Raw genomic sequence first — 21,863 nt, 5'->3', positions numbered from 1 at the left:
GCCATGCGCATCGCCATGATTTCTATGCATACATCCCCTATCGAGCAGCCTGGCTCAGGGGATGCGGGTGGAATGAACGTCTACGTCCTCAATATTGCCCGCCAATTGGCCCGCCGGGGAATCGAGGTAGACGTCTATACCCGCGCCACCCGGCCCAGCCAAGGCGAAATCATTGCGGTTGAGCCTAGCCTGCGCGTTATCAATATCGTCGCGGGCCCGTACGAGGGGCTAGATAAAGAGGATCTCCCTACCCAGCTGGCCGCTTTCGCCGGCGGCATGGTGCAATTTGCCAAATGGCAGGGTAAAAAATATGACCTTATTCACTCCCACTACTGGCTTTCTGGCCAGGTGGGCTGGCTGTTGCGGGATCTCTGGGGTATCCCGCTTATTCACACAGCGCATACCTTGGCCGCGGTGAAAAACGCCTCGCGGACGGCGGATGACACCTTGGAGTCCGAAGCCCGCCGCATCTGCGAACAGCAATTGGTGGATAACGCGGACTTGCTGGTGGTCAATACCGAGCAAGAAGCCCGCGACTTGGCCGAACATTATGATGCCGAGAGAGCCAATATTCGCGTGGTCTCGCCCGGCGCCGACGTAGAGCTTTTTACCCCTGGCACGGACCGCAATACCGAGCGCTCCCGCCGCGAGTTGGGCATTCCGCTGCACACCAAGGTGGTGGCCTTTGTCGGCCGCTTACAAAAATTCAAAGGCCCGGAGGTACTCATCCGCGCCACGGCCGAGCTCTTCCGCCGCGAGCCGGCCCGCAACCTGCGGGTGGTTATCTGCGGTGGCCCGTCGGGGGCCAATACAGCGCCGGAGGCATATAGGGAGTTGGCGCGTGAGTTGGGCGTCGATAAGCGGGTGCGCTTTTTGGGCGCCCGCCCGCCGGAGGAACTGGTGGGGGTCTACCGCGCGGCTGATATTGTGGCGGTGCCCAGCTATAACGAGTCCTTCGGCCTGGTGTCTCTGGAGGCCCAAGCCTCTGGCACGCCGGTGGTTGCTGCCGCCGTCGGCGGGCTGCCCATTGCCGTGGCTGACGGGGAAACTGGCTTGCTGGTGCACTCGCACGATCCGGAGGATTGGGCTGATGCCTTGGCCCGCCTGCTTGACGACGACCCCATGCGCATCGCCATGGGCGAAGCCGCCGTCGCCCACGCCGCGCGTTTTAGCTGGGCCAGCTCCGCCGCAGCGCTCGCGGAAATCTATGACGAGGCCAGCCATATCGAGGTTCCAGACTGCCATCAACGGCGGGCAAGTGGAGATTAAACCTCCTACGCCGGAAGCTATTTCGTGGCATGCTGGAAACATGACTAACGGAAAGCTAATTCTCCTTCGCCATGGCCAATCCAAGTGGAACGAGTCCAACCAGTTCACTGGCTGGGTCGATGTAGACCTGACCGAAAAGGGTGAGGCGGAAGCCAAGCGCGGCGGCGAGCTGCTCGCGCAGGAAGGCATTCTGCCGGACGTCCTTTATACCTCTCTTCTGCGCCGCGCCATCCGCACCGCAAATATCGCGCTCAATGCCGCCGATCGTCACTGGATCCCAGTAGTGCGCGATTGGCGTCTCAACGAGCGCCACTACGGCGCCCTGCAAGGCCTGAATAAGGCTGAGACCAAGGAAGAGTACGGCGAGGAAAAGTTCATGGCATGGCGCCGCTCCTATGACACGCGCCCGCCAGAGCTGGCCGATGACTCCGAATACTCGCAGGCCAATGACCCGCGCTACGCAGACCTAGATAAGGTCCCGCAGACCGAGTGCCTCAAGGATGTTGTCGCCCGCTTTGTGCCGTACTTTGAAGAGGAAATCCTCCCGCGCGCCAAGAAGGGCGAGACCGTGCTCATCGCCGCTCACGGCAACTCCCTGCGCGCACTGGTCAAGCACCTGGACAATATTTCTGATGATGATATTGCCGGATTGAATATCCCCACCGGCATCCCGCTGGTTTATGAGATTACCGAGGACGGCTCGGTAGCAAACCCAGGCGGTACCTACCTGGATCCGGAAGCTGCTGCTGCCGGTGCCGCCGCCGTTGCTGCGCAGGGCGGTAAGTAAGTAACTGCGCTAAAGTCCCCGGGGAGTATTCCCTGGGGACTTTGTGATGGATAGGCTAGACACGTGGAATTGATTCTTTCCTTTGCCGCCGGCGTGGTGGCCTGCGGGTTGGCGCTGCCGGCGATGTCCTGGGCGCGCGGGCGCATTGCGCGCTACCGCCAGGCTACCGATGTCGGGGCCAATCAGGTTACGACGGTTAGCCAGGTGCTGCACTTGGCCGTGCAAGGCTCGCCGACGGCGCTGACGGTGCTGGACCGCAGCCAGGAAATCGTCATGTCTAATCCGGCCGCGCATGAGATGTCCTTGGTGCATGACCGCGCCGTTAACCCAGAGGTATGGGAGACCGCGCAGGAGGTCTTCGAAGACAAGGAGACCCGCACCGTTGACATAGCTATTCCCAAGCGGCGCACGGGACACCGCGTCACGCAGGTCAGGGCGGTGATTAAGCCACTGACTCTTAATGACGGCCGCTTTGTCATCGTCTACGGCACCGATGAAAGCGAAAATGTCCGCATGGAGTCCGCCCGCCGTGACTTCGTGGCGAACGTCTCCCACGAGCTCAAGACACCCGTCGGCGGCATTGCCTTGCTGGCAGAGGCCCTGCTACAAGATCCCGGTGACCAAGAGACCGTGGAGTACTTTGGCAATAAGGTCTATAAGGAAGCCAACCGCATGGCCGATATGGTCAGCGAACTTATCTCCCTGTCCAAGCTGCAAGGCGCCGAGGCCCTGCCGGAGATGGAACCGCTGGCCGTAGATGATCTCATCGATGAAGCCCTCTCGCGCAACCACCTTGCTGCCGAGGCCCGTTCCATCGAGCTCAACCGCGGCGCCTCTGTGGGCGTGCAGGTTAAAGGCGATCGATCCCTGCTGGTAACAGCACTATCCAACCTGGTCTCCAATGCGATTAACTACTCGCCGGAGAAAATGCCGGTGTCCGTCTCCCAAAAGGTGGTGGATGGTGGGGTCGTACTCATCCGCGTCACGGACCGTGGCATTGGCATCGCACCGGATGACCAGAAACGTGTTTTTGAACGCTTCTTCCGTGTAGACCAAGCCCGGTCGCGGCAGACCGGAGGCACTGGCCTAGGATTAGCAATTGTTAAACACGTGGTGGCCAACCATGGTGGCAATATCAAACTATGGTCCCGGCCGGGTACGGGTTCTACATTCACCATTGAATTGCCCATCTACAGGGAAGAAAAGCCAGCGCAGGAAGCTGGCATGAAGGATAATGAGAAAAGGGATGCCGTCGACGCGGCGGCGCCTGGGCTCCCGCGTGCAGTGGCACGCGTTGCAGCACGTCGAAAGGATAAAGCACAATGACCACCATCCTCATCGTTGAAGATGAAGAGTCGCTGGCAGATCCGCTGGCATTCCTCCTCCGCAAGGAAGGTTTTGTACCCATCATCGCGCATGATGGCCCTACCGCGCTGGAAAAGTTTGCCGCAAACGACATCGATATCGTCCTTTTGGACCTCATGCTGCCCGGCATGTTCGGCACCGAGGTATGCAAACAACTGCGCACTACTTCGTCCGTGCCCGTCATCATGGTCACCGCGCGCGACTCCGAGATTGATAAGGTCGTCGGCCTCGAGCTGGGCGCCGATGACTACGTCACCAAGCCTTATTCTTCCCGCGAGCTTATCGCCCGCATCCGTGCGGTACTGCGCCGTGGCCATGATTCTGGAGCCGGTGCCGAGGCCGAGGCCGAGGAAGAGGTTGCCGAGCAGATCCTCGAAGGCGGCCGCGTCAAGATGGACGTGGAGCGCCACACCGTTACCGTTGCCGATGAGTCGGTATCCATGCCTCTCAAGGAATTCGACCTCCTGGAGTACCTATTGCGCAACGCCGGCCGCGTGCTCACCCGCGGTCAGCTCATTGACCGCATTTGGGGCGCTGATTATGTCGGCGATACCAAGACGCTCGACGTCCACGTCAAGCGTCTCCGCTCCAAGATTGAGGAACAGCCCTCCCGCCCGAAGCACTTGGTTACGGTGCGCGGTCTGGGCTATAAATTCGAGCTCTAATCTTCCGCCTGCAGGCTCTCAGCCTTCACACTGGCCGGGTGCTGCGTGAGCTGAACGCCGTGTTCGGCCGCCGCCGCTCGGGCCTTGCAGTGCGCGGCCAAAATTTCATAAGACTCGCGGCCCATTAGTGCTACCAGCTCGTCCTCGTGCGACTGCCACATCGGCAGCGGGTTGGCGTGACAGGCGGAATCGGCTGAGCAATACCAATCAAAATCTTCGCCGCCATTGCCCCAACCGCGACGGTCATACTCGCCTATCTGGGTGCGTAAAATCTCCTGCCCATCCGGGCGTTCTTCATAATCCTCGTACCGGCGCAGCGGCAGCTGCCAGCACACCTCCGGCTTGACCACCGTGAGCTCTTCGCCAGCATCCACCGCCCACTGGTGCAGCGCGCAGCCCGTGCCCGTTGCCCAACCGGTGCGGTTGGCAAAAATGCACGCGCCATCCACAATCGGCGTCTTAAGGGCCGGCTCCGGTTCCCCGTCCTCGCCGTCGAGCTCGTCCCATTCCAGCCACGGCTCTAATTCATCCGTATCGTCTTGCGCGAGGAATTCATCTACCCCCGCTGGGCGCAGCTGCCAATATTCGGCGGGCATGCGCGCGACGGCGTCATAAAGCTGGTCGCGGTCTTCCTCATCGGCCATATAAGCTCCATGCACGCAGCAGCCCACTTCGGGCTGGCGCTTGTCGATGCCCCGGCATGCCGAAGTACCAAACTGGCAGCTGTAGTGCGATTCCACCCATGTCAGGTCGATGGAAAAGACGTGGTGTGGGTCGTTCGGATTGGTAAATTCAAACCACTCCCGCGGGAAATCGGGGGCCTCTTCGCGGCCTGCTCTTATCGACGCCGCCGCGGGCGAGCTCGCGGGAAAACCTAGATATACCGTGTCAGATTTTGGGTGATTCACACCTAACCACGGTAGACCTACTACGCTATTAGTGTGCGATTAGGTGTATTAGACGTCGGAAGCAATACTGTCCACCTTGTTGCGGTCGATGCCGCGACGGGCGGACGACCGACTCCGATGAGTGATTGGAAGACCCCGCTCCGGCTGGTAGAACAGCTGGATAAGAAGGGCAACATCCATGAAAAGGGTGTAAAGAAGCTGGTCAGTGCCGTAGCTGAAGCTAGCGAGCTGGGTGAAAAGCTTGGCTGCGCTGAATTCATTGCCTTTGCTACCTCGGCGGTGCGCTCCGCGCCCAATTCGGAGGAGGTTCTCGATGAGGTGGAAAAGCATACTGGCGTGCGCCTGCAAATCCTCTCCGGCGTGGAAGAAGCCCAGCTGACCTTCCTCTCCGCGCGTCGCTGGTATGGCTGGTCCGCTGGCCGTATCACTAACCTGGATATCGGCGGCGGCTCGCTGGAACTTTCCACCGGTACTGATGAGCACCCCGACCTTGCTTTCTCCCTCGACCTAGGTGCCGGCCGGTTGACCCATAATTGGTTCGATACCGACCCACCAGAGAAGAAGAAGGTAAGTGCGCTGCGCGATTTTATTGATGCGGAGCTTGAGGACGTTGCCGCACAGATGAAGGCGATGGGTCCCGCCGGCCTCGCCGTGGGCACCTCTAAAACCTTCCGTACGCTTGCACGACTTACCGGTTCTGCGCCCTCGTCTGCCGGCCCATACGTCAAGCGCACGCTGACTGCACCGGGTCTGCGTCAGTTGATTTCCTTCATCTCCCGCATGACTGCGGCAGACAGAGCGGACCTAGAAGGTGTAAGTTCTAACCGATCGCACCAAATCGTTGCCGGCGCTCTGGTGGCCGAGGCATCCATGCGAGCCTTGGAAATCGAGAAGCTGGAAATCTGCCCATGGGCGCTGCGTGAGGGCGTCATTTTGCGCCGGACCGACAAGGGATTGGAATAGGAAGAGATCATGGCTGACCAGAATAAGTTGACCGTGGCAGAGCTGCTGGCTCGCAATAACAAAGCCCGCGGCGAGAAGGAAAGCAAGAAAGACAACCGTTCTCGTCGCCACCGCCGCAGCCTGGATGAAGGCGGCATTTCCGTTGCCGAGCTGACCGGCAACCTCAAAAAGGTCAAGGCTTCTCCTGCTGAGGCCAAGCACACCTCCGTCTCTATCGACGAAGACGCCCCCGTCATCCGTTCCCCCAAGTCAGCCGAACAGGCCGGTGCCGATTCCGCGAAGAAGCCCGCCGCGGACCCAGCCGCAAAGCCGGCGGCAAAGCGCGCGGCACAGCCCGCAGCTAAGGCGGCGCAGACTACCAAGCCTGCCGCAAAGCCCACCACAAAGACTGCAGCTGCTTCGTCCGCTACTCCGGCTGCCGCTGCTCCGGCCGCACAGAAGCCTGCTGCCACCGGCGCGGCACAGGACGCGGCGAAGAAGAACCAGCCTTCAGCCGATGACACCGCCGTAATCCAGCGGGTGGATAAGGCGGGCGAGGCTAAACCTGCTGCGGCAAAGTCTGCTGCGGACACACCAGCGGCAAAGAAGCCAGCCGCAGACAAGGCCCGTGCTGAAAAGCAGGGCACTGCGAAGCCTGCTGCTGAAAAGCCTAAGGACGACAAGCGCGCGAAGGCAGCCGGAGCAGGAGCTGCGGCAGCGGGCGCTGGAGCGGCAGGTGCTGGAGCGGCCGCGGCGGCGGTGCCGACGTCGAAGAAGGCGGGCGTCGCCAAGAGCGCAGAGGAAACCGGCAACCTACCCAAGGTCGAAGACAACGAGGATTGGGTGGAAGAAGAGCACGAGAAGCTCAATCCGGTATCCATCCTGCTGATGATTGTCGCGGGCATCCTGCTGGCGATTGTCATTTTCAAGGGCTTTGAGATTCTGTGGGATAACTTCCCACGCCTGGTCGTGGCTGTCCTAGCGCTGTGCGTCACCGCGATTATGGTCGGTGTGACCCACGCGCTGCGCACCGCACGCGATGGTTTCTCCATGTTCCTGGCCGGCTTTACCGGCCTCGTCCTTACCTTCGGCCCGCTGCTATTGGTTATGCTTTAACCCCGCGCTTGTCGATGCCCCGGTTACCCCACGTGGTAGCCGGGGTTCCACATTTTTGGCATGGTGGAGACTATGACAAAGATTGCAATTTTAGGCGGCGGACAAATCGGTGAGGCTTTGACCTCGGGACTCGTGGCATCGGGCTTTGCGGGCTCGGATATCACGGTTACCAATCGCACCGAATCGCGCAGCCAAGAACTCGAACAGACCTATGGCGTGAATACCACCAGCGATAATGCGGCCGCGGTAGACGGCGCGGACTATATCTTCGCGTGCGTGAAGCCCTACGCCATCCTGGAACTGCTCGAAGGCCTGTCGCCGGCGAAGGACGCCGTGGTCGTTTCCATGGCCGCAGGCCTAACGCTAGAGCAGCTGCAGGGTGCGGTGGGCGAAGGCCAGCCGGTGGTGCGCGTCATGCCCAATACCCCCATGTTGGTGCGCAGCGGCATGTGCACCTGCGCGGCCGGCGAGCATGTGAGCGATGCCCAGATGGACGGCGTGCGCGAGCTGCTCGAAGCCGTTGGCGAGGTTGCGGTTATCCCAGAGAAGAATATCGACGCCGCCACCGCGCTGGCGGGCTCCTCCCCGGCATACTTTTTCCTCGTGGCAGAGGCGCTTGTCGACGCCGGCGTGCAGCTCGGCCTTCCCCGCGACGTCGCTGAGAAGCTTGCCGCTCAGGCCGCGGTCGGCTCCGGCGAGATGTTGGCCAGCTCTGGCCGCTCGGCCACCCAGCTGCGTGCCGGAGTGACCTCGCCGGGCGGCACCACCGCGGCCGCTGTTCGCGAGCTGGAGGAGTCCGGCCTGCGCGGAGCGTTCTACCGCGCGGCAGAGGCCTGCTCCGACAAGGCTAAGGAGCTTGGCTAAAGCTTCCGTGCGCGACCTTCCCGTGGTGGGGGTGTACCCCCGGGAGCGTTGGGGCGGGTGTTAAGCAGCGCTTTCGGGGTAAACCCTAATGAATGCTGTGAAGAAATTTGGCACTTGGGTCGCATTAGTCACATGTTTCACGATAGGCTAGGACAAGCACGTGCGTGAAGTCCTGTGGGAGGGGAAGCCTACAGCGCGCACCGAGCTGAAGGGTTAGATATATATGGCAAATGAAGATAAGGGAACCTTTCTGACGATCGCGGAGGTCGCCGAGATTATGCGCGTCTCCAAGATGACCGTCTACCGTTTGGTTCACGCAGGCGAAATGCCGGCTGTTCGCGTTGGACGCTCTTTCCGCGTCCACGAGTCCGCCGTCAACGAGTACTTGGAGGCATCCGTCTACGGAGCCTAGGCTCGCGCCGCACTAGACAGCGCCCACCTCTGCTGGCCATCGTGGTCAGCGGTGGTGGGCGCTGTTCTTTCTCCTGGGCCCTTTTTGGTCACGGGCTGGGGGCTGGGTAAGATGGTGTGCATTCGTGTCGGCTCGCTGATGTGGCCCGCGGTCCGTGTGGCCACGGCGGCAAGAGTGCACCTTCGCCGTTTTAGCGCTGACAAGTTTGACAGTACGTACTATTTGAAAGTGAGGACTCTATGGGTTCCGTCATTAAGAAGCGCCGCAAGCGCATGTCCAAGAAGAAGCACCGCAAGATGCTGCGCCGCACCCGCGTGCAGCGCCGTAAGCTGGGCAAGTAAACCCAGCCCGCTTCTTGCCCTCCGCCATTGTGCGGAGGGTTTTTGCATGCTTGCCGATGTCCCCCCAGCGCCCGCTACCGCCGGTAGTAGCGCCAGCCGCCATAGGAAAAGGCAGCGGTGGCCAGGGCCGGCAGGCCATAGGTGCGGATAGCGCGGCGCACTGAGCGATAGTCGCGCACCAGCCAGCCGTGCTCGCTGGCGATGGTGCGCAGCTTACGGTCTGGGTTAATGGCCACGGCGGTACCGACCATGGACAGCATGGGCACGTCGTTGGCGGAATCCGAATACGCGGTGCAGCGCGAAAGGTCCAAGCCCTCGATGGTCGCGAGCGCGGCTACGGCGTGCTTTTTGCCGGGGCCGTGCAGGATATCGCCGACCAGCCGGCCGGTGAACTTGCCATCCTTGACCTCCGCGACGGTGCCGAGCGCTCCCGTAAACCCGAATCGCCGCGCGAGCACCTGCGCTAGCTGCACCGGGGTGGCCGTGACCAACCACACCTGCTGGCCGGCGGCTAAGTGCATTTCTGCTAACTGGGTAGTGCCAGGGTATGCGCGGCGCGCGAGCGAGGCGTCCACAATCTCCTCGCATAGATCGACCAGCTCGTCGACGCTGCGGCCTTTGACAAACTCCAGCGCCTGCGCACGGCCGGCGGCGACGTCTCGGGCATTTTCGCTGCCGGAGACGCGGAATTTAAGCTGCTTCCACGCAATCGGCAAGATCTCTGATAACCGGAAGTAGCGCTTGCGCGCCAACCCGAAGGCGAATTCCACGAGGGAGGAGCCTTGGATGAGGGTATTGTCGACGTCGAAAAACGCCGCCGCGCCCACATCTACCGGTACGTCCGGGTCCTGGGCGGTAATACGCTGCGCGCCCGCGGCGTCATAAGAGCCGGTTACCGAATCCACACCGGAGGCAAAATCCTCTAGCGCCAGCCCGAATTCTTCCAATGCCGCCGCGGCCGCGGCTTCGCCGGCGGTGCGCTGGGATTCCTCATCCAGCGGGGCGAGCGCCTGGTTTTCTAAAAAATTTCGCAGATTGCCGCGCGAAGCGGTCCAGTTGGCCAAGAATTCGCGGGGAGTTTCAGGGAACCCTGGGGGAGTGGTAGCGGACACGAGTCAGACAAACAGCTTTCGCAAACGCGGGGTGGACTAACGTGTCCATAGTAATGGTTTCGACCGCCGCCGTCCCTGTGAGGAGAATATGTCTCAGCATTTCGTCGAGCTCATGGTGCGCACCACCTGCGGTTCTTGTGCGCGCGTGAGGGAGCAGATTACCCCCGTTGTCACGCAGGCAGGTGCGGAGCTTGCCGTGCGTAACGTGGATGAGGATGCGGAGCTGGCCATGGAGTTCGGTGATCGCGTACCCGTCGTGGTTATCGACGGCGAAGAGTTCGCCTGCTGGGAAGTAGACAATGCCGAGCTCGCGGCCGAGCTAAGCAGATAATTCGGGATCCCTGCCACCGACGGGTACTCTTTTGGTGGGTTAAAATCAATCAAATGGTTGAGGAGTGTTGTGCATGAGCGTGCTCGTCGTGGGCATGTCCCACCAGTCGGCGCCAGTGGCGCTGCTGGAGAAGCTGAGCATGGATAGTGCGGTCCAGGATTCCGCCTGCGGGAAACTGGTGGCGGCCGACTCACTTTCAGAGGCGATGATCATCTCCACCTGCAACCGCATGGAGGTCTACACCGTTACTAACTCCTTCCATGCCGGCGTGCAGGAAGTCGTGCGCGTGCTCACCCAGGTATCGGGCGTGAGTGAGGAGGAGCTGCGCAGCTACCTCTACGTGCGCTATGCCGACGCCGCGGCCGAGCACCTGATGTCGGTGACCTCTGGGCTGGATTCCATGGTGGTAGGAGAGCAGCAGATCATCGGCCAGGTGCGCAGCGCCTACCAGGCCGCCTCCGAGCAGGGCACGGCCGGACCGCGCATCCACGCGCTGGCGCAGTCGGCGCTACGGGCGGGCAAGCGCGTGCACTCCGAGACCGACATCGATGAGGCAGGCTCCTCCATGGTGTCCTTCGCTTTCGACCAAGCCCTGCAGCGCCTAGACGCCGAGGACTTGGCCGGCAAGACCGCGTTGGTCCTCGGCGCAGGTGCTATGGCATCGCTCGCCGCCACTCACGCCGGCCGGCTGGGGGTCAAGGAGCTGGTGCTGGCCAACCGCACCCGTGAGCGCGCCGAGCGCCTGGCGAGCCACGCCGAGGAGGCGGGCGTTGCCGCCCGCGTCGTGGACTTTTCCCAACGTGCCGCCGCGCTTTCCGACGTCGACCTGGCCATCTCCGCCACCGGCGCCGATAACTTCACCATCGAGGCCACCGACATTCCCGCCGGCCGCGAGCTCATGTTCATCGATCTCTCCCTGCCGCGCGATATCGACGATGCCGCCGCTGCGGCCGAGGGCGTGGATCTGGTCAATATCGAGCGCCTGAGCAAGTCGCTCTCGGCCGCCGATACCGACGTCGCGGCCGGCACTAGCCCGCACGCGCAGGCCCGGCGCATCGTCGACGAAGAGCTGGCAGCCTATACCTCTGCGCAGCGCGTACGCGATGTCGTCCCGGCCGTGAGCGCCCTGCACCGCCGCGCGGCCGACCTCGTGGAATGCGAGGCCGCACGCCTGCAACATAAGCACCCCGAAATCTCGGGCAAGCAACTTGAGGACGTCCAGCGCGCCCTCAAGCGCGTGGCCGATAAGCTGCTGCATGAACCAACGGTGCGGGCGAAGAAACTGGCGGCGTCGGAAAGCAGTGTCAGCAGCGAGAATGCCCTGCAGGAACTTTTTGGCCTGCAACTGGAAGGCTCCGGAGTGTCCGTGGCCGTTAATGAATTGCCCACCATGACTAAGGAGGCCTAAATGTTTCAGATTGGTACCCGCGGCTCCAAGCTTGCCACCACCCAGGCGGGCCACGTCCGCGATTGGCTTATCGACGCCGGCTTTGACTCCCAGCTCCACATCGTCACCACCGCCGGCGACGTCAATATGGCACCGGTCGAGCGTATCGGCGTCGGCGTATTTACCCAAGCGCTGCGCGAGGCCCTCTATGCCGGCGAGTGCGATATCGCCGTCCACTCTTTTAAGGACCTGCCCACCGCGCCCGATGATCGCTTCCGCCTCGTGGTGCCGCAGCGCCAGGATTCCCGCGAGGCGCTCGTCGCCCGCGATGGCCTGAGCCTGGCGCAGCTGCCGCAGGGCGCGCGCGTGGGTACCTCCGCCCCGCGCCGCATCTCCCAGCTGGCCGCCATCCGCCCCGACCTGGAGATTCGCCCGCTGCGCGGCAATATCGATACCCGCATGTCCAAGGTCACCGACGGCGAGCTCGACGCCGTCTTGCTGGCCTATGCCGGCCTGCTGCGCGGCGGCTACGCGGACCGCGCCACCGAAATCTTCGAGCCCTCCGTCTTCATGCCGGCGCCGGCCCAGGGCGCCCTCGCCATCGAGGCTGTGGCCGGAACCGAGGCTGCCGCGGCCCTCGATGCCATCGTCGATGACCGCGCCTCGGCCGCCGCGGCCGGTGAGCGCGGTGTGCTGGCCCGCCTTGAGGCCGGCTGTACCGCGCCGGTGGCCGCCACCTCGCGCTGGGACGGCGACCAGCTCACCGTGCGCGGTGGCGTCTTTGCACTCGATGGTTCGCGTCAGCTTACTGCCACCGCCTCCGGGCCTGCGGCCGAAGCCGCCGAGCTCGGCGCGCGCGTTTCGGACGAGCTTTTCGCCGGTGGTGCGGCCGAGCTGCTGGGCAAGTAATTTCGCCTTTAGGCGCTAATAATTTAAGGTGTAGATACCACAAATCATTGTCCCGCAATGATCCGGCCCCCTTTAAGGGCATCCCAGGACTTAAGGCCTGGGATTTTGGCCGTTATGACCGTGTCACCCACCGCCGGCGCGGGGAACCACACCGCATGCGATCATGTCCGTGCGCGGTGCCGCGCGCCCGAATTTAGAAAAGAACTTTATGAGCAATGCCGCGCCAGACACCCAATTGGGCAAGATCGTCTTTGTGGGCGCTGGTCCAGGTAATCCCGACCTGCTGACCGTCCGCGCCCGCGAGGTTCTGGCAAATAGTGCCATCGCCGTGACCGATCCAGAGGTCATGCAGGGGGTGCGCGATGCCGTCGCAGCCGCCCTGCCCGTACCGCAAGAGCTTCTCGATGCCGCCGAGGCCGAATACGCCCAAATGTGCGCCGATGCCAAGGCTAAGGGCGCGCGCCGCAAGCCGCCCCGCCCCGCGCCGCCAACGGCCGCGGTGTTGTATGAACCGGGAGAGGATATCGTCGGCCAGCTGCGTGAGTGCTTGGTTGAGGCCGACGGCGAAGATGTCATCCGCCTAGTGACCGGCAACCCGCTGCACCGCGAGTCCATCAAGGCCGAAATCAATGCCGTGGCCTCCGCAGGCCTGGAATTCCAGGTCGTGCCGGGCATGTCCCTGCCGTCGACCGTGCCGTCCTTTGCTGGCATTGCACTCGGCTCGACTTATACCGAGGCCGATGTCACCAACGGTGCCGATTGGGACGCATTGGCCAACGCCACGCAGCCCATCGTTCTGCAGGCCACGAAGGAGGACCTGCCGGTCATCTCCGAAGAGCTACAACAACGCGGCATGCCGGCCGAGACCGAGGCTTTTGTCACCGTGCACGGCACCACCCGCCTGCAGCGCACCTACGAGACCACTCTGGGCACCATGGGCAAGCTCGACGCTGACCTTGTCGGCCCGCTCGTGGTCACCCTCGGCCGCAGCATCGACGACCGCACCAAATACTCTTGGTGGGAAAACCGTCCCCTTTACGGCTGGCGCGTGCTCGTGCCGCGCACTAAGGAGCAGGCTGGGCCGATGTCCGCGCGCTTGGCCGGCTACGGAGCCATTCCCCAAAACGTGCCCACCATCTCCATCGAGCCGCCGCGCAATCCGGCACAGATGGACCGCGCCATTAAGGGAATCGTTGAGGGTCGCTATAAGTGGATCGTCTTTACCTCCGTCAACGCAGTGAGCGCGGTGTGGGATAAGATAGCCCAGCTCGGCCTCGACGCCCGCGATTTCGCCGGCGTTCACCTCGCGGCCGTGGGCACCAAGACGGCGGCCGCCATCCGCGCCAAGGGCATGGTCCCGGAGCTTTTACCGCACAAGAAAAAGCAGAACGCCGAGGGCCTGCTCGATGTCTTCCCCAACTTCGTGGAAGATATCGACGCCGTCGGCCGCGTCCTGCTCCCGCGCGCCGATATCGCGGCCGATACCCTCGTGGATGGGCTCAAGGCCCTCGACTGGGAAGTCGATGACGTCGTGGCCTACCGCACCGTCCGCGCCGCCCCGCCTTCGGCCGAGATCCGCGACATGATCAAGACCGGCGGCTTCGACGCCGTCGCCTTCACCTCTGGTTCCACCGTGCGCAACCTGGTGGGCATTGCGGGCAAACCGCACCAGCGGACGATCATTGCGTGTATCGGGCCGTCGGCAAGAGCGGCCGCGGAAGAGATGGGCTTGCGCGTTGATGTCGTGCCCGAGGTCGCGGACGTACCCGCGCTTGTCGACGCCCTCGCAGACCACGTCGCCGCCCTCCGCGCCGCCGGAAACCTTCCCGCGCCGAGGAAGAAGCGCCGCTCGCGCAAGAAGGCTACTAAGGTCGACAAGGCATAAGTTTTAGTCTCGCTCTAAGGAGTACCCAATGAGCACTTTCCCAGTCCGCCGCCCACGCCGCCTGCGCACCACCCCCGCGATGCGCAACCTTGTGGCCGAAACCCAGGTCCGCCCCTCGGACCTGATTTTGCCCATGTTCATCGTGGACGGTCTCGACGCCCCGCGCGAGATTCCCTCCATGCCGGGCGTTTACCAGCACACTTTTGATTCCCTGCGCCGCGCGACCGAAGAGGCGCTAGAAGCCGGCGTGACCTGCGTCGATCTTTTCGGCGTTCCGCTCGAGGAGGACAAGGATGATACCGGCTCCGTCGCGTGGGACCCGCAGGGCATTTTGAACCGCGGCATTTCCTGCCTGCGCGAGGAATTCGGCGATGACCTCATCGTGATGGCCGATACCTGCCTGGACGAGTTCACCTCCCACGGCCACTGCGGCGTGCTGGATGACAAGGGCCGCGTGCTTAACGACGAATCCGTCAAGCTCTACCAAGACATGGCCCGCTCCCAGGCCCGCGCCGGTGCCCACATCGTCTCCCCGTCCGGCATGATGGACGGCCAGGTGGCCGCCATCCGTGCCGACCTCGACGAGGCCGGCCACGAGGATGTGGCCATCATGGCCTATTCCGCCAAGTACGCCTCCGCCTTCTTCGGCCCGTTCCGCGACGCCGTCGGCTCATCCCTCGAGGGCGACCGCCGCACCTACCAGCAGGATCCGCGCAACTTCCGCGAGTCCTTGCTCGAGGCCGAGCTCGATATCGAAGAGGGTGCGGACTTCGTCATGGTCAAGCCCGGCCTGCCGTACCTGGACGTGCTTTCGGCCGTGGCGGAGACTTCTCCCGTGCCGGTTGCGGTCTACCAGGTCTCTGGCGAGTACGCGATGGTCAAGGCCGCGGCCGCCAATGGATGGATTGATGGCGAGGCCATCATGCTCGAGTCCCTGACCGCGTTTAAGCGCGCCGGTGCCGATCAGATTCTCACCTACTTCGCTACCGAAGCCGCCCGCCTGCTCAAGTAAAGGATCCCTGTGACTGTTACGCCCCCGTCGTCCGCCCCTGCTCCGCGCTCGCCGCGCACGCAACGCCCGGAATCCGTGGCGTACATGCTGTGGCTGTGGATGGGCGCGCTGTGCGGCGAGGCCGTGCACCAGGTGCTCAACGTGGTGCTGACGCTGCTCAACCACGACGTACTCATGTCGCAGGCCAAGGAGATGGCCAAGTCCGCGCCGGCCGGCGTCGATGAAGCCCAGCTTTCCGACGCCTTCCTCCGCACCGCCGCCTACGCCTCCGTTGCCCTTTCGGCGGCCATTTCCTTGGCGATTATTGTGCTGCTGGCCTTCCTGCTGCGGTCCCTGGCGCGTCGCGGCAAGCGGGCCGGTACCTCGCGGCGCGTGTGGTTCGCTTTCTCGCTGTATTTTGGCTTCCGCATCCTGCTGACCTTAATGGTTACCCCGGCCGGCGCTGATGTGCCCGATTGGCTCTTTGCCGCCGATGGCATGGTGCAGATCCTGGTCGGCGTCGCGGCGGTGCTCGGCCTGATTTTCTCCGTGCGGGTCGATACCTTGGATTACACCGGCGAGCTCGAGCAGATGCGCGAGCTGGAAAAGGAACTCGAACAAGCGCAGCGCGAGAAGAAGCGCGCCGAGCAAGAACGCAAGCGTGCCAAGGATGACCAGCACAGCAAGCGCACTGACCGGGAGGACAAGCGATGAGCAATACCGAGCGGCCCGGACCCCGGGACTATAACCGCGCGGCCAGAAATACCTCCGCCAGCCAGAACCTCGACGCCTGGCCGCGGCCGCTGCGCTGGGCCTATTGGGTGCTCGTCGTCAGCGCCGTGCTCATGCTGGTCAGCGGCCTGGTGGGTATCTTCGGCTCGGGCGGGCCGCAGGTAGAACCCCAGAACCCGCAGGTCGCGGAGTATCTCCACTCCAACCGCCTATTTGTTGCGGTGACCAATACCGTCGGCGCCGTCGTGCTGGCGCTCTTTGCCGCGCAGCTGGCCAGCGGGTCCAAGTGGGCGCGCCGCATCATCACCATTGTCATCGCCATCGCGCTCTTTAATAATATCGCCGCCCTGGCGCTTGGCATTGGCGGGCTTAGCCTGCTGATTATCCCCATTTCCTTGATCATCGCCCTCGCGCTGCTTTTCCAGCCGCAGTCCAACCGATTTATTAAGGACCGCAGCTTGCGTGGCTAATTAGCCCCCACTCCAACTTTTGATTCATAATTGGGGCATGTCTCGACTTAATCGTGCCCCGCTTATCGACGCCGCCCTCGGCCGCACCCCCTCCCGACCCCCAGTCTGGTTCATGCGCCAGGCTGGCCGTTCGCTGCCGGAATACCGCGCCGCTCGCGAGGGGATTAGCATGCTCGATTCCTGCTTCATGCCAGAGCTGCTAGCAGAAATTACCCTGCAGCCGGTGCGCCGCCATGACGTTGATGCTGCCATTTTATTTTCCGATATCGTCGTCCCGCTCAAAGCCGCCGGCGTCAAGGTCGATATCGTGCCGGGTCGCGGGCCGGTGATGGAGCAGGCGGTGCGGAGTAGGGAGGACGTCGGCAAGCTGCCGCTGCTAGAGGCCGATGTCCCCGAGGTCACCGAAGGCATCGCCCGCATCCTGGCCGAGCTCACCGAAGCCCAAGCGCTCATTGGGTTCGTTGGTGCGCCGTTCACGCTGGCTAGCTACCTCATTGAGGGCGGGCCGTCCAAGAACCACGAGCGCACCAAGGCCCTCATGCACGCCGAGCCGGAGACCTGGCATCTGCTCATGCGCCGCCTGGTGCCTACCATCACCCGTTTCCTGCAGGTGCAGGTCGACGCCGGCATCGACGCCATGCAGCTTTTCGATTCCTGGGCGGGCTACCTCAACGAGCGCGACTACCGCGAATTCGTTTTGCCGTATTCGCGAGAAATCCTGGCCGGCGTGGACATTCCGCGCATCCACTTCGGCGTCGGAACCGGCGAGCTTTTGCCGGCCATGTCGGAGGCGGGGTCGGAGGTCATGGGCGTCGACTATCGCGTACCCATGGACGCCGCGGCCGAGCGCGTGAGCGCCCGCGTGCTGCAGGGCAACCTCGACCCAGCCATGCTTTTTGCCGGCGACGACGCCGTGCGCCAGGCCGTGCGCACCATCCGCGGCGAGGTCGATCGGGCGCGCGAGCGCGGCGATATTGACGGCCACATCTGGAACCTCGGCCACGGGGTCCTGCCAACTACTGACGCGGAAGCAATCACCCGCGCCGTTTCCATCATCCACGAGGAGGGCTAAATGCGTATTGCGATTATCGGTGCCGGCCTGGCGGGCTTGACGGCCGCTTACGAGCTGCGCGATCACGACGTCGAGGTTTTCGAGGCCGCCGGCCGGATCGGTGGCAAGCTGTACTCTGTGCCGTTTAACGACGGCCCGACCGACATGGGCGCCGAGGCCTTCCTCGCCCGCCGGCGCGACGCCGTGGAATTTATCGAATCCCTCGGTCTCGGCGATAGCTTGGTCGAGCCCTCCGGTCTGCACTCGCTGGTGTACTCCGGCGAGCTCAAGCCGTTGCCGCGCGGCGGAATGATGGGCATTCCTTCGCACTCGGAGCCGGTCGCGCACCTGGTCTCGGCCGAGACCGCGCGCCGCATCGACGATGAGGAGCCCTTCGAGTGGACGGCGGGCAGCGACGTTTCCGTAGGCAAGCTGGTGCGCCAGCAGTTTGGCGACGACCTCGTCGACCACGTTATCTCCGCCCTCCTCGGCGGCGTGTACTCCTGTTCGGCCGACGACCTGGGTGTGCGCGCGACCATCCCGGCGCTGGCGGAAACCCTCGACGCGCTGTCCGAGCGCGGTCCAGTGACTCTCTCGGCCGCGGTCCGCACGCTGGAGGAGGCCCGCGCGACCAAGCCGAGCAGCGGCGGCCCTGTATTCCAGACCTTCCGCGGCGGCTACGCGCAGCTTTATGAGGCACTGGCCGAGCAATCCCGCGCCAAGATCTACCTCGATACTTTTATCTCCGGCATCACTCGCGAGGGCGAGCAATTCCGCCTGGCCGGAGCACCGGCCGATGCGGCGCCGTTTGATCGCGTGCTGGTAGCTACCCCGGCTCCGACCGCGGCGCGCCTTCTTAGCAAGGTCGCCCCGCAGGCGGCGGGACGGCTGAAGGGAGTGAAGTTGGCAGCGTCGGCCGTCGTGGGGTTGAAATTTGAGTCCGATACAGACCCTTCGGGAAACGCTTTGCCGCAGAATTCCGGCATTCTCGTGGCCACCGACCAAGACGATGTGCACGCCAAGGCCTTTACACTTTCCTCCCGCAAGTGGCCGCACTTGGCTGAGCGTGGCGGTGCCCTCGTACGTGCCTCCTTCGGCCGCTTTGGCGACGACGCCATCGTCCGCGCCGAAGAAGACGACCTCGTCGACTATGCCCTCGATGACCTCCAGCGACTCACCGGCTTCGACGGCCGCGCCGCGGGTGTCGCGGAGATCTTCACCCAGCGTTGGTTCGGCGGCCTGCCGCGCTACGACGCCGGGCACCTCGAAACTGTGGCCGGCGCACGCGGTACCCTCGCGGCGACGCCGGGAGTCGATGTCACCGGCGCCTGGGCCGGCGGCGTTGGAGTGCCCAACGTCATTGCGGATGCCCGCGCCGCCGCCGCGCGCATCGTCGGCTAGCGGTGCCGCACGATTCGTGCATTCCGGGTCATACGCTGTGGCGTGGTGCGGGCATGCCTAAGTGGCAGCAGGGCATCCTGCTGCCTAGCGGCATGAGTGCTAGTGCGGTGGATCCGGCGGGGTCGGTTGCACTGGCTCGTTCGGGCTGGACGGCGATGCGGCGGTATCGGCCCATGGCGGTTGCCACACCACGCGACCTCGGCGGCGAACGAGTCGCCCGCGGACAGGCGGGGCATTCGGGTCATCGTCATTGACACCATTGTGGTACGGGCAGCAGGTGGCCAGGTTTGACATGTTGGTCTCGCCGCCGTGTCGCCACGCTTGCAGGTGATGCACCTGGCATTTATCCGCCGGGTAGTTGCACGCGGGCCACGGGCACACAGGGTTTTCGGCGGCAGCCATGAGCCGCTGCTTTTCGCTGGCCATGCGTTCCGTCCGGTAGAGGTTGACCGCACCTTCGTAGGGATGGACGAGGGTGATAAGCCCGCGCTCTGCCAGCGTGCGCGAGACAAGTTCCGCGCCGGTGAGGCGGGCACCGTCGGTGAGCTGGATGGTGATTTCTTCGCCGTCGCCGTCGATGATGCGGTCGAGTTCGTCGAGCGTGATAATTGCATTCGTCGTAATGGTTGGACGGGTGGCTGGGGCGGCGCCGGAAGGGGAGAAGAGCTCCGCAACGGAATCGAGAGGCGCGTCCTCGTCCAGGCTGGATTCCAAGTCCGCGATGAGCGAGGAAGGCCCGGTAATCGCGAGAGTCCATGGCGCGTCCTTGCGCCGGCGGATGCGCACGCCGGGGCGCGGAGGGGCCGGGGGATTGAGCTCGCGCAGCTTTTTGCGCGCGAGCTTTTCCATTTCCTCGGTATCGGCGGCAGTGCGGCATAGCTCTACGCGCAGGCGCCAGGCGTCGCGCTTAGTCTTGGCGCGGGCGGCGTAGCGCTCGATTACCTCCAGCGTGGGCAGCGGGTGGGCGCGCTCGCGCGCGGCGTTAACCGCCTGGCGTTGGAGGCGGCTAAAGGAGGTGGGGGCAAAGAGGGCGTCGGCAAGCGTGAGCAAAGTGCGGGCCGTCTTATTGGGAGCACCGGCGGCGCACAGCTGGTCTTCAGACATGCCAGCGCACCCGGCAACGATATCGATGCCGGGCGCCAAGGCCGCGAGATAGGTCTGAAGAGCTGTCATGCCCCGCAGCCTAAGCCACCGCGCGCAATCCGTGCGAGGGCGAGCGCGCGAATCTGTGGATAACTAGGGCCGGAAGGACGAATTTCGGCCCGCACTCGCTGCGGGCCTGTGGATAACTAGCCCTTATTGCGGAAGACGAAGATGGAGGAGAAGTCCTGATTGCCGTGGCCCATCGCCTGCATTTCCTCGAAGCGGCCAATGGCGGCGGTAAGGGCTGGCAGCGGCTTGGTGGAGGTCATCTCCATGAGCTTCGCGTCCTTAGCCAGGGCGTCGACGGTGAAATCGCCCGGGTCGGTATTGCGCTCGCCGGTGATAAACGGAGCTTTCATATTCGCGATGAAAGACAAGCCGGTGATGTCGAGCATCTGCAGCACCACCTCGGAGTCCAAGCCCTCGGACTCGCCGAGTTGCAGGGCTTCGAGCAGGCCCTCGGCGGTGACGGCGAGCGCGAGGTTCGCCAGCAGCTTTCCGATGGCCGCCGTGGCCGCCGCCTCCACCCCGATGAGCTTGTCTTCTCCCGCCCAGGACTCGGCGAGGGACATGGCTTGCTCGCGGCGGGCGTCGTCAGGCGTGCCCACATAGACGCCGAGCTTGCCCTCGCGGGCCGGGCCGAGCGTGCCGACGACCGGGGCGTGGACGTAGGTTTCCACGGCGGCGGCGAATTCGCGGGCATCGTTGGGCGAGACGGTGGTGGTATCGATCCAGGTCACGCCGGCGGGGATGAGCTGCGGCTCGACGACGACCTCGCGGACATCGTCAGGCCCGAAGAGCGAGGTGATGATGACCTCGGCGTTCACTAGGGCCTCGGTGGGCGAGGCGGCAAGCTCGGCGCCTTCCTCCACCAGCGGCTGGGCACGCTCGGCGGTGCGGTTCCAGACGGTCAATTCGATGCCGTCTTGCTCATTGAGCAGGCGGCGGGCTAGTTCGGTTCCCATGCGGCCAGTTCCAAGAAATGCAATCCTCATGGTTTCCCAGTGTGCCATCATTGGGTGCAGGTTCGCCGCGTCTTGAGCGAGCCCCGGACGGGGGAGCCGTACCCGGCAACGCGACAAGACGGCCAGGAAGCAGTTATGGCGTGGTTCATCTTGATTTTCTCCGGCGCATTCGAGGCCGTGTGGGCGGCGGCGTTGGATAAATCCGCAGGTTTTGCGCGTTTGTGGCCCTCGCTTATTTTCCTCGTGGCCTGCGCGATTTCCATGGGCGGGCTGGCGTGGGCGATGCGCAGCATCCCGGTAGGCACGGCCTATGCGGTGTGGGCGGGTGTTGGCGCGTCGGGGCGGTTATCTATTCCTTCGCGGCCGGGCACGAGGTCGCCACGGTGTGGAAGGTGTTTTTCCTCTCCATGATCATCGGCGGCATCGTGGGGCTGAAAGCGGTGAGTTAGAGACCCGGAATCCGCGGCGCGGGAGGCAGCGGCGGCGCAGGCGGTGGGGCGGGCGCAGGCACGGCGGGCACTGCCGGCATATCAGGCACCACGTCCTCGATGCGCCCGCGTACCTCATGCGGCGGAATGTTGAGGTTCGGCAGTCCGCTCTTATCCCGCGCGGGAGGGCGTGGCGCTGTCGCTCGCGGTGCGGGCGCCGGCGCGGGCCTAGGCGCCGGAGCGGGAGCCAGGCCCGGTTCTGGGCGAGGGGCCGGCGCAGGCTTAGGCGCAGGCGCGGGCGCCGCGGTTGACGGCGAAGGTTCCGCGGCCGGCGGCGAAGGAGGGGCCGTGTCTTCCTGCGGCAGGTCGCGAGGGGTGAGAGGGTGGGG

The 21,863-nt window shown here is 63.9% G+C and carries 22 protein-coding genes, 1 pseudogene and 1 riboswitch; of the genes and pseudogenes, 19 read left to right on the top strand and 4 right to left on the bottom strand.

Annotated elements, in window-relative coordinates:
• Nucleotides 1-3 precede the first annotated feature (3 nt).
• From mshA to WMP97_RS10300, 4 genes are all read left to right on the top strand, one after another.
• A complete protein-coding gene (gene mshA, locus WMP97_RS10315; RefSeq protein ID WP_340432163.1) occupies nt 4-1,269 on the top strand; it encodes a D-inositol-3-phosphate glycosyltransferase in 1,266 nt (421 codons plus the stop codon).
• A gap of 40 nt (nt 1,270-1,309) precedes the next feature.
• Entirely contained in the window at nt 1,310-2,056 is a 747-nt protein-coding gene (locus tag WMP97_RS10310) for a phosphoglyceromutase (protein WP_023020469.1), read from the top strand.
• Nucleotides 2,057-2,119: 63 nt separating this feature from the next.
• The gene (locus WMP97_RS10305) at nt 2,120-3,382 is read left to right on the top strand and encodes a sensor histidine kinase (RefSeq protein WP_200288320.1); all 1,263 of its coding nucleotides are present in this window, start codon (nt 2,120-2,122) and stop codon (nt 3,380-3,382) included.
• Nucleotides 3,379-4,086 (top strand): response regulator transcription factor, encoded by a 708-nt coding sequence (locus WMP97_RS10300; protein ID WP_340440455.1) that lies wholly within the window; start codon nt 3,379-3,381, stop codon nt 4,084-4,086. The genes WMP97_RS10305 and WMP97_RS10300 overlap by 4 nt, the downstream gene beginning before the upstream one ends.
• On the opposite strand, the gene WMP97_RS10295 is transcribed toward WMP97_RS10300, so the two are convergent.
• Nucleotides 4,083-4,994: a hypothetical protein gene (locus WMP97_RS10295; protein ID WP_340440454.1), complete on the bottom strand. Its 912-nt coding sequence runs from the start codon at nt 4,992-4,994 to the stop codon at nt 4,083-4,085. The genes WMP97_RS10300 and WMP97_RS10295 overlap by 4 nt on opposite strands.
• A 33-nt stretch (nt 4,995-5,027) precedes the next feature.
• Here WMP97_RS10295 and WMP97_RS10290 point away from each other — a divergent pair, with 33 nt between their 5' ends.
• From WMP97_RS10290 to WMP97_RS10270, 5 genes are all read left to right on the top strand, one after another.
• The gene (locus tag WMP97_RS10290; protein ID WP_080971159.1) at nt 5,028-5,957 is read left to right on the top strand and encodes a Ppx/GppA phosphatase family protein; all 930 of its coding nucleotides are present in this window, start codon (nt 5,028-5,030) and stop codon (nt 5,955-5,957) included.
• 9 nt (nt 5,958-5,966) lie between these two features.
• A complete protein-coding gene (locus WMP97_RS10285) occupies nt 5,967-7,052 on the top strand; it encodes a tripartite tricarboxylate transporter TctB family protein (protein WP_301732884.1) in 1,086 nt (361 codons plus the stop codon).
• 72 nt (nt 7,053-7,124) lie between these two features.
• The gene (gene proC, locus WMP97_RS10280) at nt 7,125-7,916 is read left to right on the top strand and encodes a pyrroline-5-carboxylate reductase (RefSeq protein ID WP_340440453.1); all 792 of its coding nucleotides are present in this window, start codon (nt 7,125-7,127) and stop codon (nt 7,914-7,916) included.
• Between the two features lie 223 nt (nt 7,917-8,139).
• Complete coding sequence (locus WMP97_RS10275; RefSeq protein WP_005527601.1) at nt 8,140-8,328, top strand: helix-turn-helix domain-containing protein; 189 nt, start codon at nt 8,140-8,142, stop codon at nt 8,326-8,328.
• Between the two features lie 239 nt (nt 8,329-8,567).
• Nucleotides 8,568-8,669: a 30S ribosomal protein bS22 gene (locus tag WMP97_RS10270; RefSeq protein WP_003855542.1), complete on the top strand. Its 102-nt coding sequence runs from the start codon at nt 8,568-8,570 to the stop codon at nt 8,667-8,669.
• A gap of 74 nt (nt 8,670-8,743) precedes the next feature.
• On the opposite strand, the gene WMP97_RS10265 is transcribed toward WMP97_RS10270, so the two are convergent.
• Nucleotides 8,744-9,781, bottom strand: a complete 1,038-nt coding sequence (locus WMP97_RS10265) for an HAD family hydrolase (RefSeq protein WP_340432166.1) — start codon at nt 9,779-9,781, stop codon at nt 8,744-8,746.
• An 88-nt stretch (nt 9,782-9,869) separates the two neighbouring features.
• Between WMP97_RS10265 and WMP97_RS10260 the strand changes: the two genes are divergently transcribed.
• The 9 genes from WMP97_RS10260 to WMP97_RS10220 all read left to right on the top strand — a co-directional run bounded on the left by WMP97_RS10260 (nt 9,870) and on the right by WMP97_RS10220 (nt 18,938).
• Complete coding sequence (locus tag WMP97_RS10260; RefSeq protein ID WP_200288316.1) at nt 9,870-10,112, top strand: glutaredoxin family protein; 243 nt, start codon at nt 9,870-9,872, stop codon at nt 10,110-10,112.
• A gap of 73 nt (nt 10,113-10,185) precedes the next feature.
• On the top strand, nt 10,186-11,520 hold the full coding sequence (locus WMP97_RS10255; RefSeq protein WP_340440452.1) for a glutamyl-tRNA reductase: 1,335 nt from the start codon (nt 10,186-10,188) through the stop codon (nt 11,518-11,520).
• Nucleotides 11,521-12,408 carry a hydroxymethylbilane synthase gene (gene hemC / locus WMP97_RS10250; RefSeq protein WP_340440451.1) on the top strand — a complete coding sequence of 296 codons (888 nt, stop codon included), beginning with the start codon at nt 11,521-11,523 and terminating at the stop codon, nt 12,406-12,408.
• A gap of 208 nt (nt 12,409-12,616) precedes the next feature.
• Entirely contained in the window at nt 12,617-14,293 is a 1,677-nt protein-coding gene (locus WMP97_RS10245) for a bifunctional uroporphyrinogen-III C-methyltransferase/uroporphyrinogen-III synthase (protein WP_232212573.1), read from the top strand.
• Between the two features lie 28 nt (nt 14,294-14,321).
• Nucleotides 14,322-15,305, top strand: a complete 984-nt coding sequence (gene hemB, locus WMP97_RS10240; protein WP_340440450.1) for a porphobilinogen synthase — start codon at nt 14,322-14,324, stop codon at nt 15,303-15,305.
• Between the two features lie 9 nt (nt 15,306-15,314).
• Nucleotides 15,315-15,998: a hypothetical protein gene (locus WMP97_RS10235; protein WP_340440449.1), complete on the top strand. Its 684-nt coding sequence runs from the start codon at nt 15,315-15,317 to the stop codon at nt 15,996-15,998.
• Nucleotides 15,995-16,486 carry a tellurium resistance protein TerC gene (locus WMP97_RS10230; RefSeq protein ID WP_239208699.1) on the top strand — a complete coding sequence of 164 codons (492 nt, stop codon included), beginning with the start codon at nt 15,995-15,997 and terminating at the stop codon, nt 16,484-16,486. The genes WMP97_RS10235 and WMP97_RS10230 overlap by 4 nt, the downstream gene beginning before the upstream one ends.
• Before the next feature lie 37 nt (nt 16,487-16,523).
• Nucleotides 16,524-17,558: a uroporphyrinogen decarboxylase gene (gene hemE, locus WMP97_RS10225; protein WP_340440448.1), complete on the top strand. Its 1,035-nt coding sequence runs from the start codon at nt 16,524-16,526 to the stop codon at nt 17,556-17,558.
• Nucleotides 17,559-18,938 (top strand): protoporphyrinogen oxidase, encoded by a 1,380-nt coding sequence (locus tag WMP97_RS10220; RefSeq protein WP_340440447.1) that lies wholly within the window; start codon nt 17,559-17,561, stop codon nt 18,936-18,938.
• Between the two features lie 99 nt (nt 18,939-19,037).
• Here the strand turns inward: WMP97_RS10220 and WMP97_RS10215 are convergent, their stop codons facing one another.
• Together WMP97_RS10215 and WMP97_RS10210 are read right to left on the bottom strand one after the other, a co-directional pair.
• On the bottom strand, nt 19,038-20,111 hold the full coding sequence (locus tag WMP97_RS10215; RefSeq protein WP_239204737.1) for an HNH endonuclease signature motif containing protein: 1,074 nt from the start codon (nt 20,109-20,111) through the stop codon (nt 19,038-19,040).
• Between the two features lie 116 nt (nt 20,112-20,227).
• Entirely contained in the window at nt 20,228-21,076 is an 849-nt protein-coding gene (locus WMP97_RS10210; protein ID WP_034655712.1) for an NAD(P)-dependent oxidoreductase, read from the bottom strand.
• A 31-nt stretch (nt 21,077-21,107) separates the two neighbouring features.
• A riboswitch (guanidine-III (ykkC-III) riboswitch) is annotated at nt 21,108-21,173 on the top strand.
• Nucleotides 21,174-21,181: 8 nt separating this feature from the next.
• Between WMP97_RS10210 and WMP97_RS10205 the strand changes: the two are divergent.
• Nucleotides 21,182-21,495, top strand: a pseudogene (locus WMP97_RS10205) (DMT family transporter).
• The last annotated feature ends 368 nt before the right edge of the window (nt 21,496-21,863 follow it).

Source organism: Corynebacterium sp. KPL4072 (assembly GCF_037908395.1).
Taxonomy (GTDB): Bacteria; Actinomycetota; Actinomycetes; order Mycobacteriales; family Mycobacteriaceae; genus Corynebacterium; species Corynebacterium kefirresidentii.
This window is presented reverse-complemented; position numbering and strand designations above follow the sequence as displayed.

Coding starts and splice junctions, on each gene's coding strand:
- mshA (WP_340432163.1), top strand. CDS start 4: ATGCGCATCGCCATGATTTCTATGCATACATCCCCTATCGAGCAGCCT.
- WMP97_RS10310 (WP_023020469.1), top strand. CDS start 1,310: ATGACTAACGGAAAGCTAATTCTCCTTCGCCATGGCCAATCCAAGTGG.
- WMP97_RS10300 (WP_340440455.1), top strand. CDS start 3,379: ATGACCACCATCCTCATCGTTGAAGATGAAGAGTCGCTGGCAGATCCG.
- WMP97_RS10285 (WP_301732884.1), top strand. CDS start 5,967: ATGGCTGACCAGAATAAGTTGACCGTGGCAGAGCTGCTGGCTCGCAAT.
- proC (WP_340440453.1), top strand. CDS start 7,125: ATGACAAAGATTGCAATTTTAGGCGGCGGACAAATCGGTGAGGCTTTG.
- WMP97_RS10275 (WP_005527601.1), top strand. CDS start 8,140: ATGGCAAATGAAGATAAGGGAACCTTTCTGACGATCGCGGAGGTCGCC.
- WMP97_RS10270 (WP_003855542.1), top strand. CDS start 8,568: ATGGGTTCCGTCATTAAGAAGCGCCGCAAGCGCATGTCCAAGAAGAAG.
- WMP97_RS10260 (WP_200288316.1), top strand. CDS start 9,870: ATGTCTCAGCATTTCGTCGAGCTCATGGTGCGCACCACCTGCGGTTCT.
- WMP97_RS10255 (WP_340440452.1), top strand. CDS start 10,186: ATGAGCGTGCTCGTCGTGGGCATGTCCCACCAGTCGGCGCCAGTGGCG.
- hemC (WP_340440451.1), top strand. CDS start 11,521: ATGTTTCAGATTGGTACCCGCGGCTCCAAGCTTGCCACCACCCAGGCG.
- WMP97_RS10245 (WP_232212573.1), top strand. CDS start 12,617: ATGAGCAATGCCGCGCCAGACACCCAATTGGGCAAGATCGTCTTTGTG.
- hemB (WP_340440450.1), top strand. CDS start 14,322: ATGAGCACTTTCCCAGTCCGCCGCCCACGCCGCCTGCGCACCACCCCC.
- WMP97_RS10230 (WP_239208699.1), top strand. CDS start 15,995: ATGAGCAATACCGAGCGGCCCGGACCCCGGGACTATAACCGCGCGGCC.
- hemE (WP_340440448.1), top strand. CDS start 16,524: ATGTCTCGACTTAATCGTGCCCCGCTTATCGACGCCGCCCTCGGCCGC.
- WMP97_RS10220 (WP_340440447.1), top strand. CDS start 17,559: ATGCGTATTGCGATTATCGGTGCCGGCCTGGCGGGCTTGACGGCCGCT.
- WMP97_RS10215 (WP_239204737.1), bottom strand. CDS start 20,111: ATGACAGCTCTTCAGACCTATCTCGCGGCCTTGGCGCCCGGCATCGAT.
- WMP97_RS10210 (WP_034655712.1), bottom strand. CDS start 21,076: ATGAGGATTGCATTTCTTGGAACTGGCCGCATGGGAACCGAACTAGCC.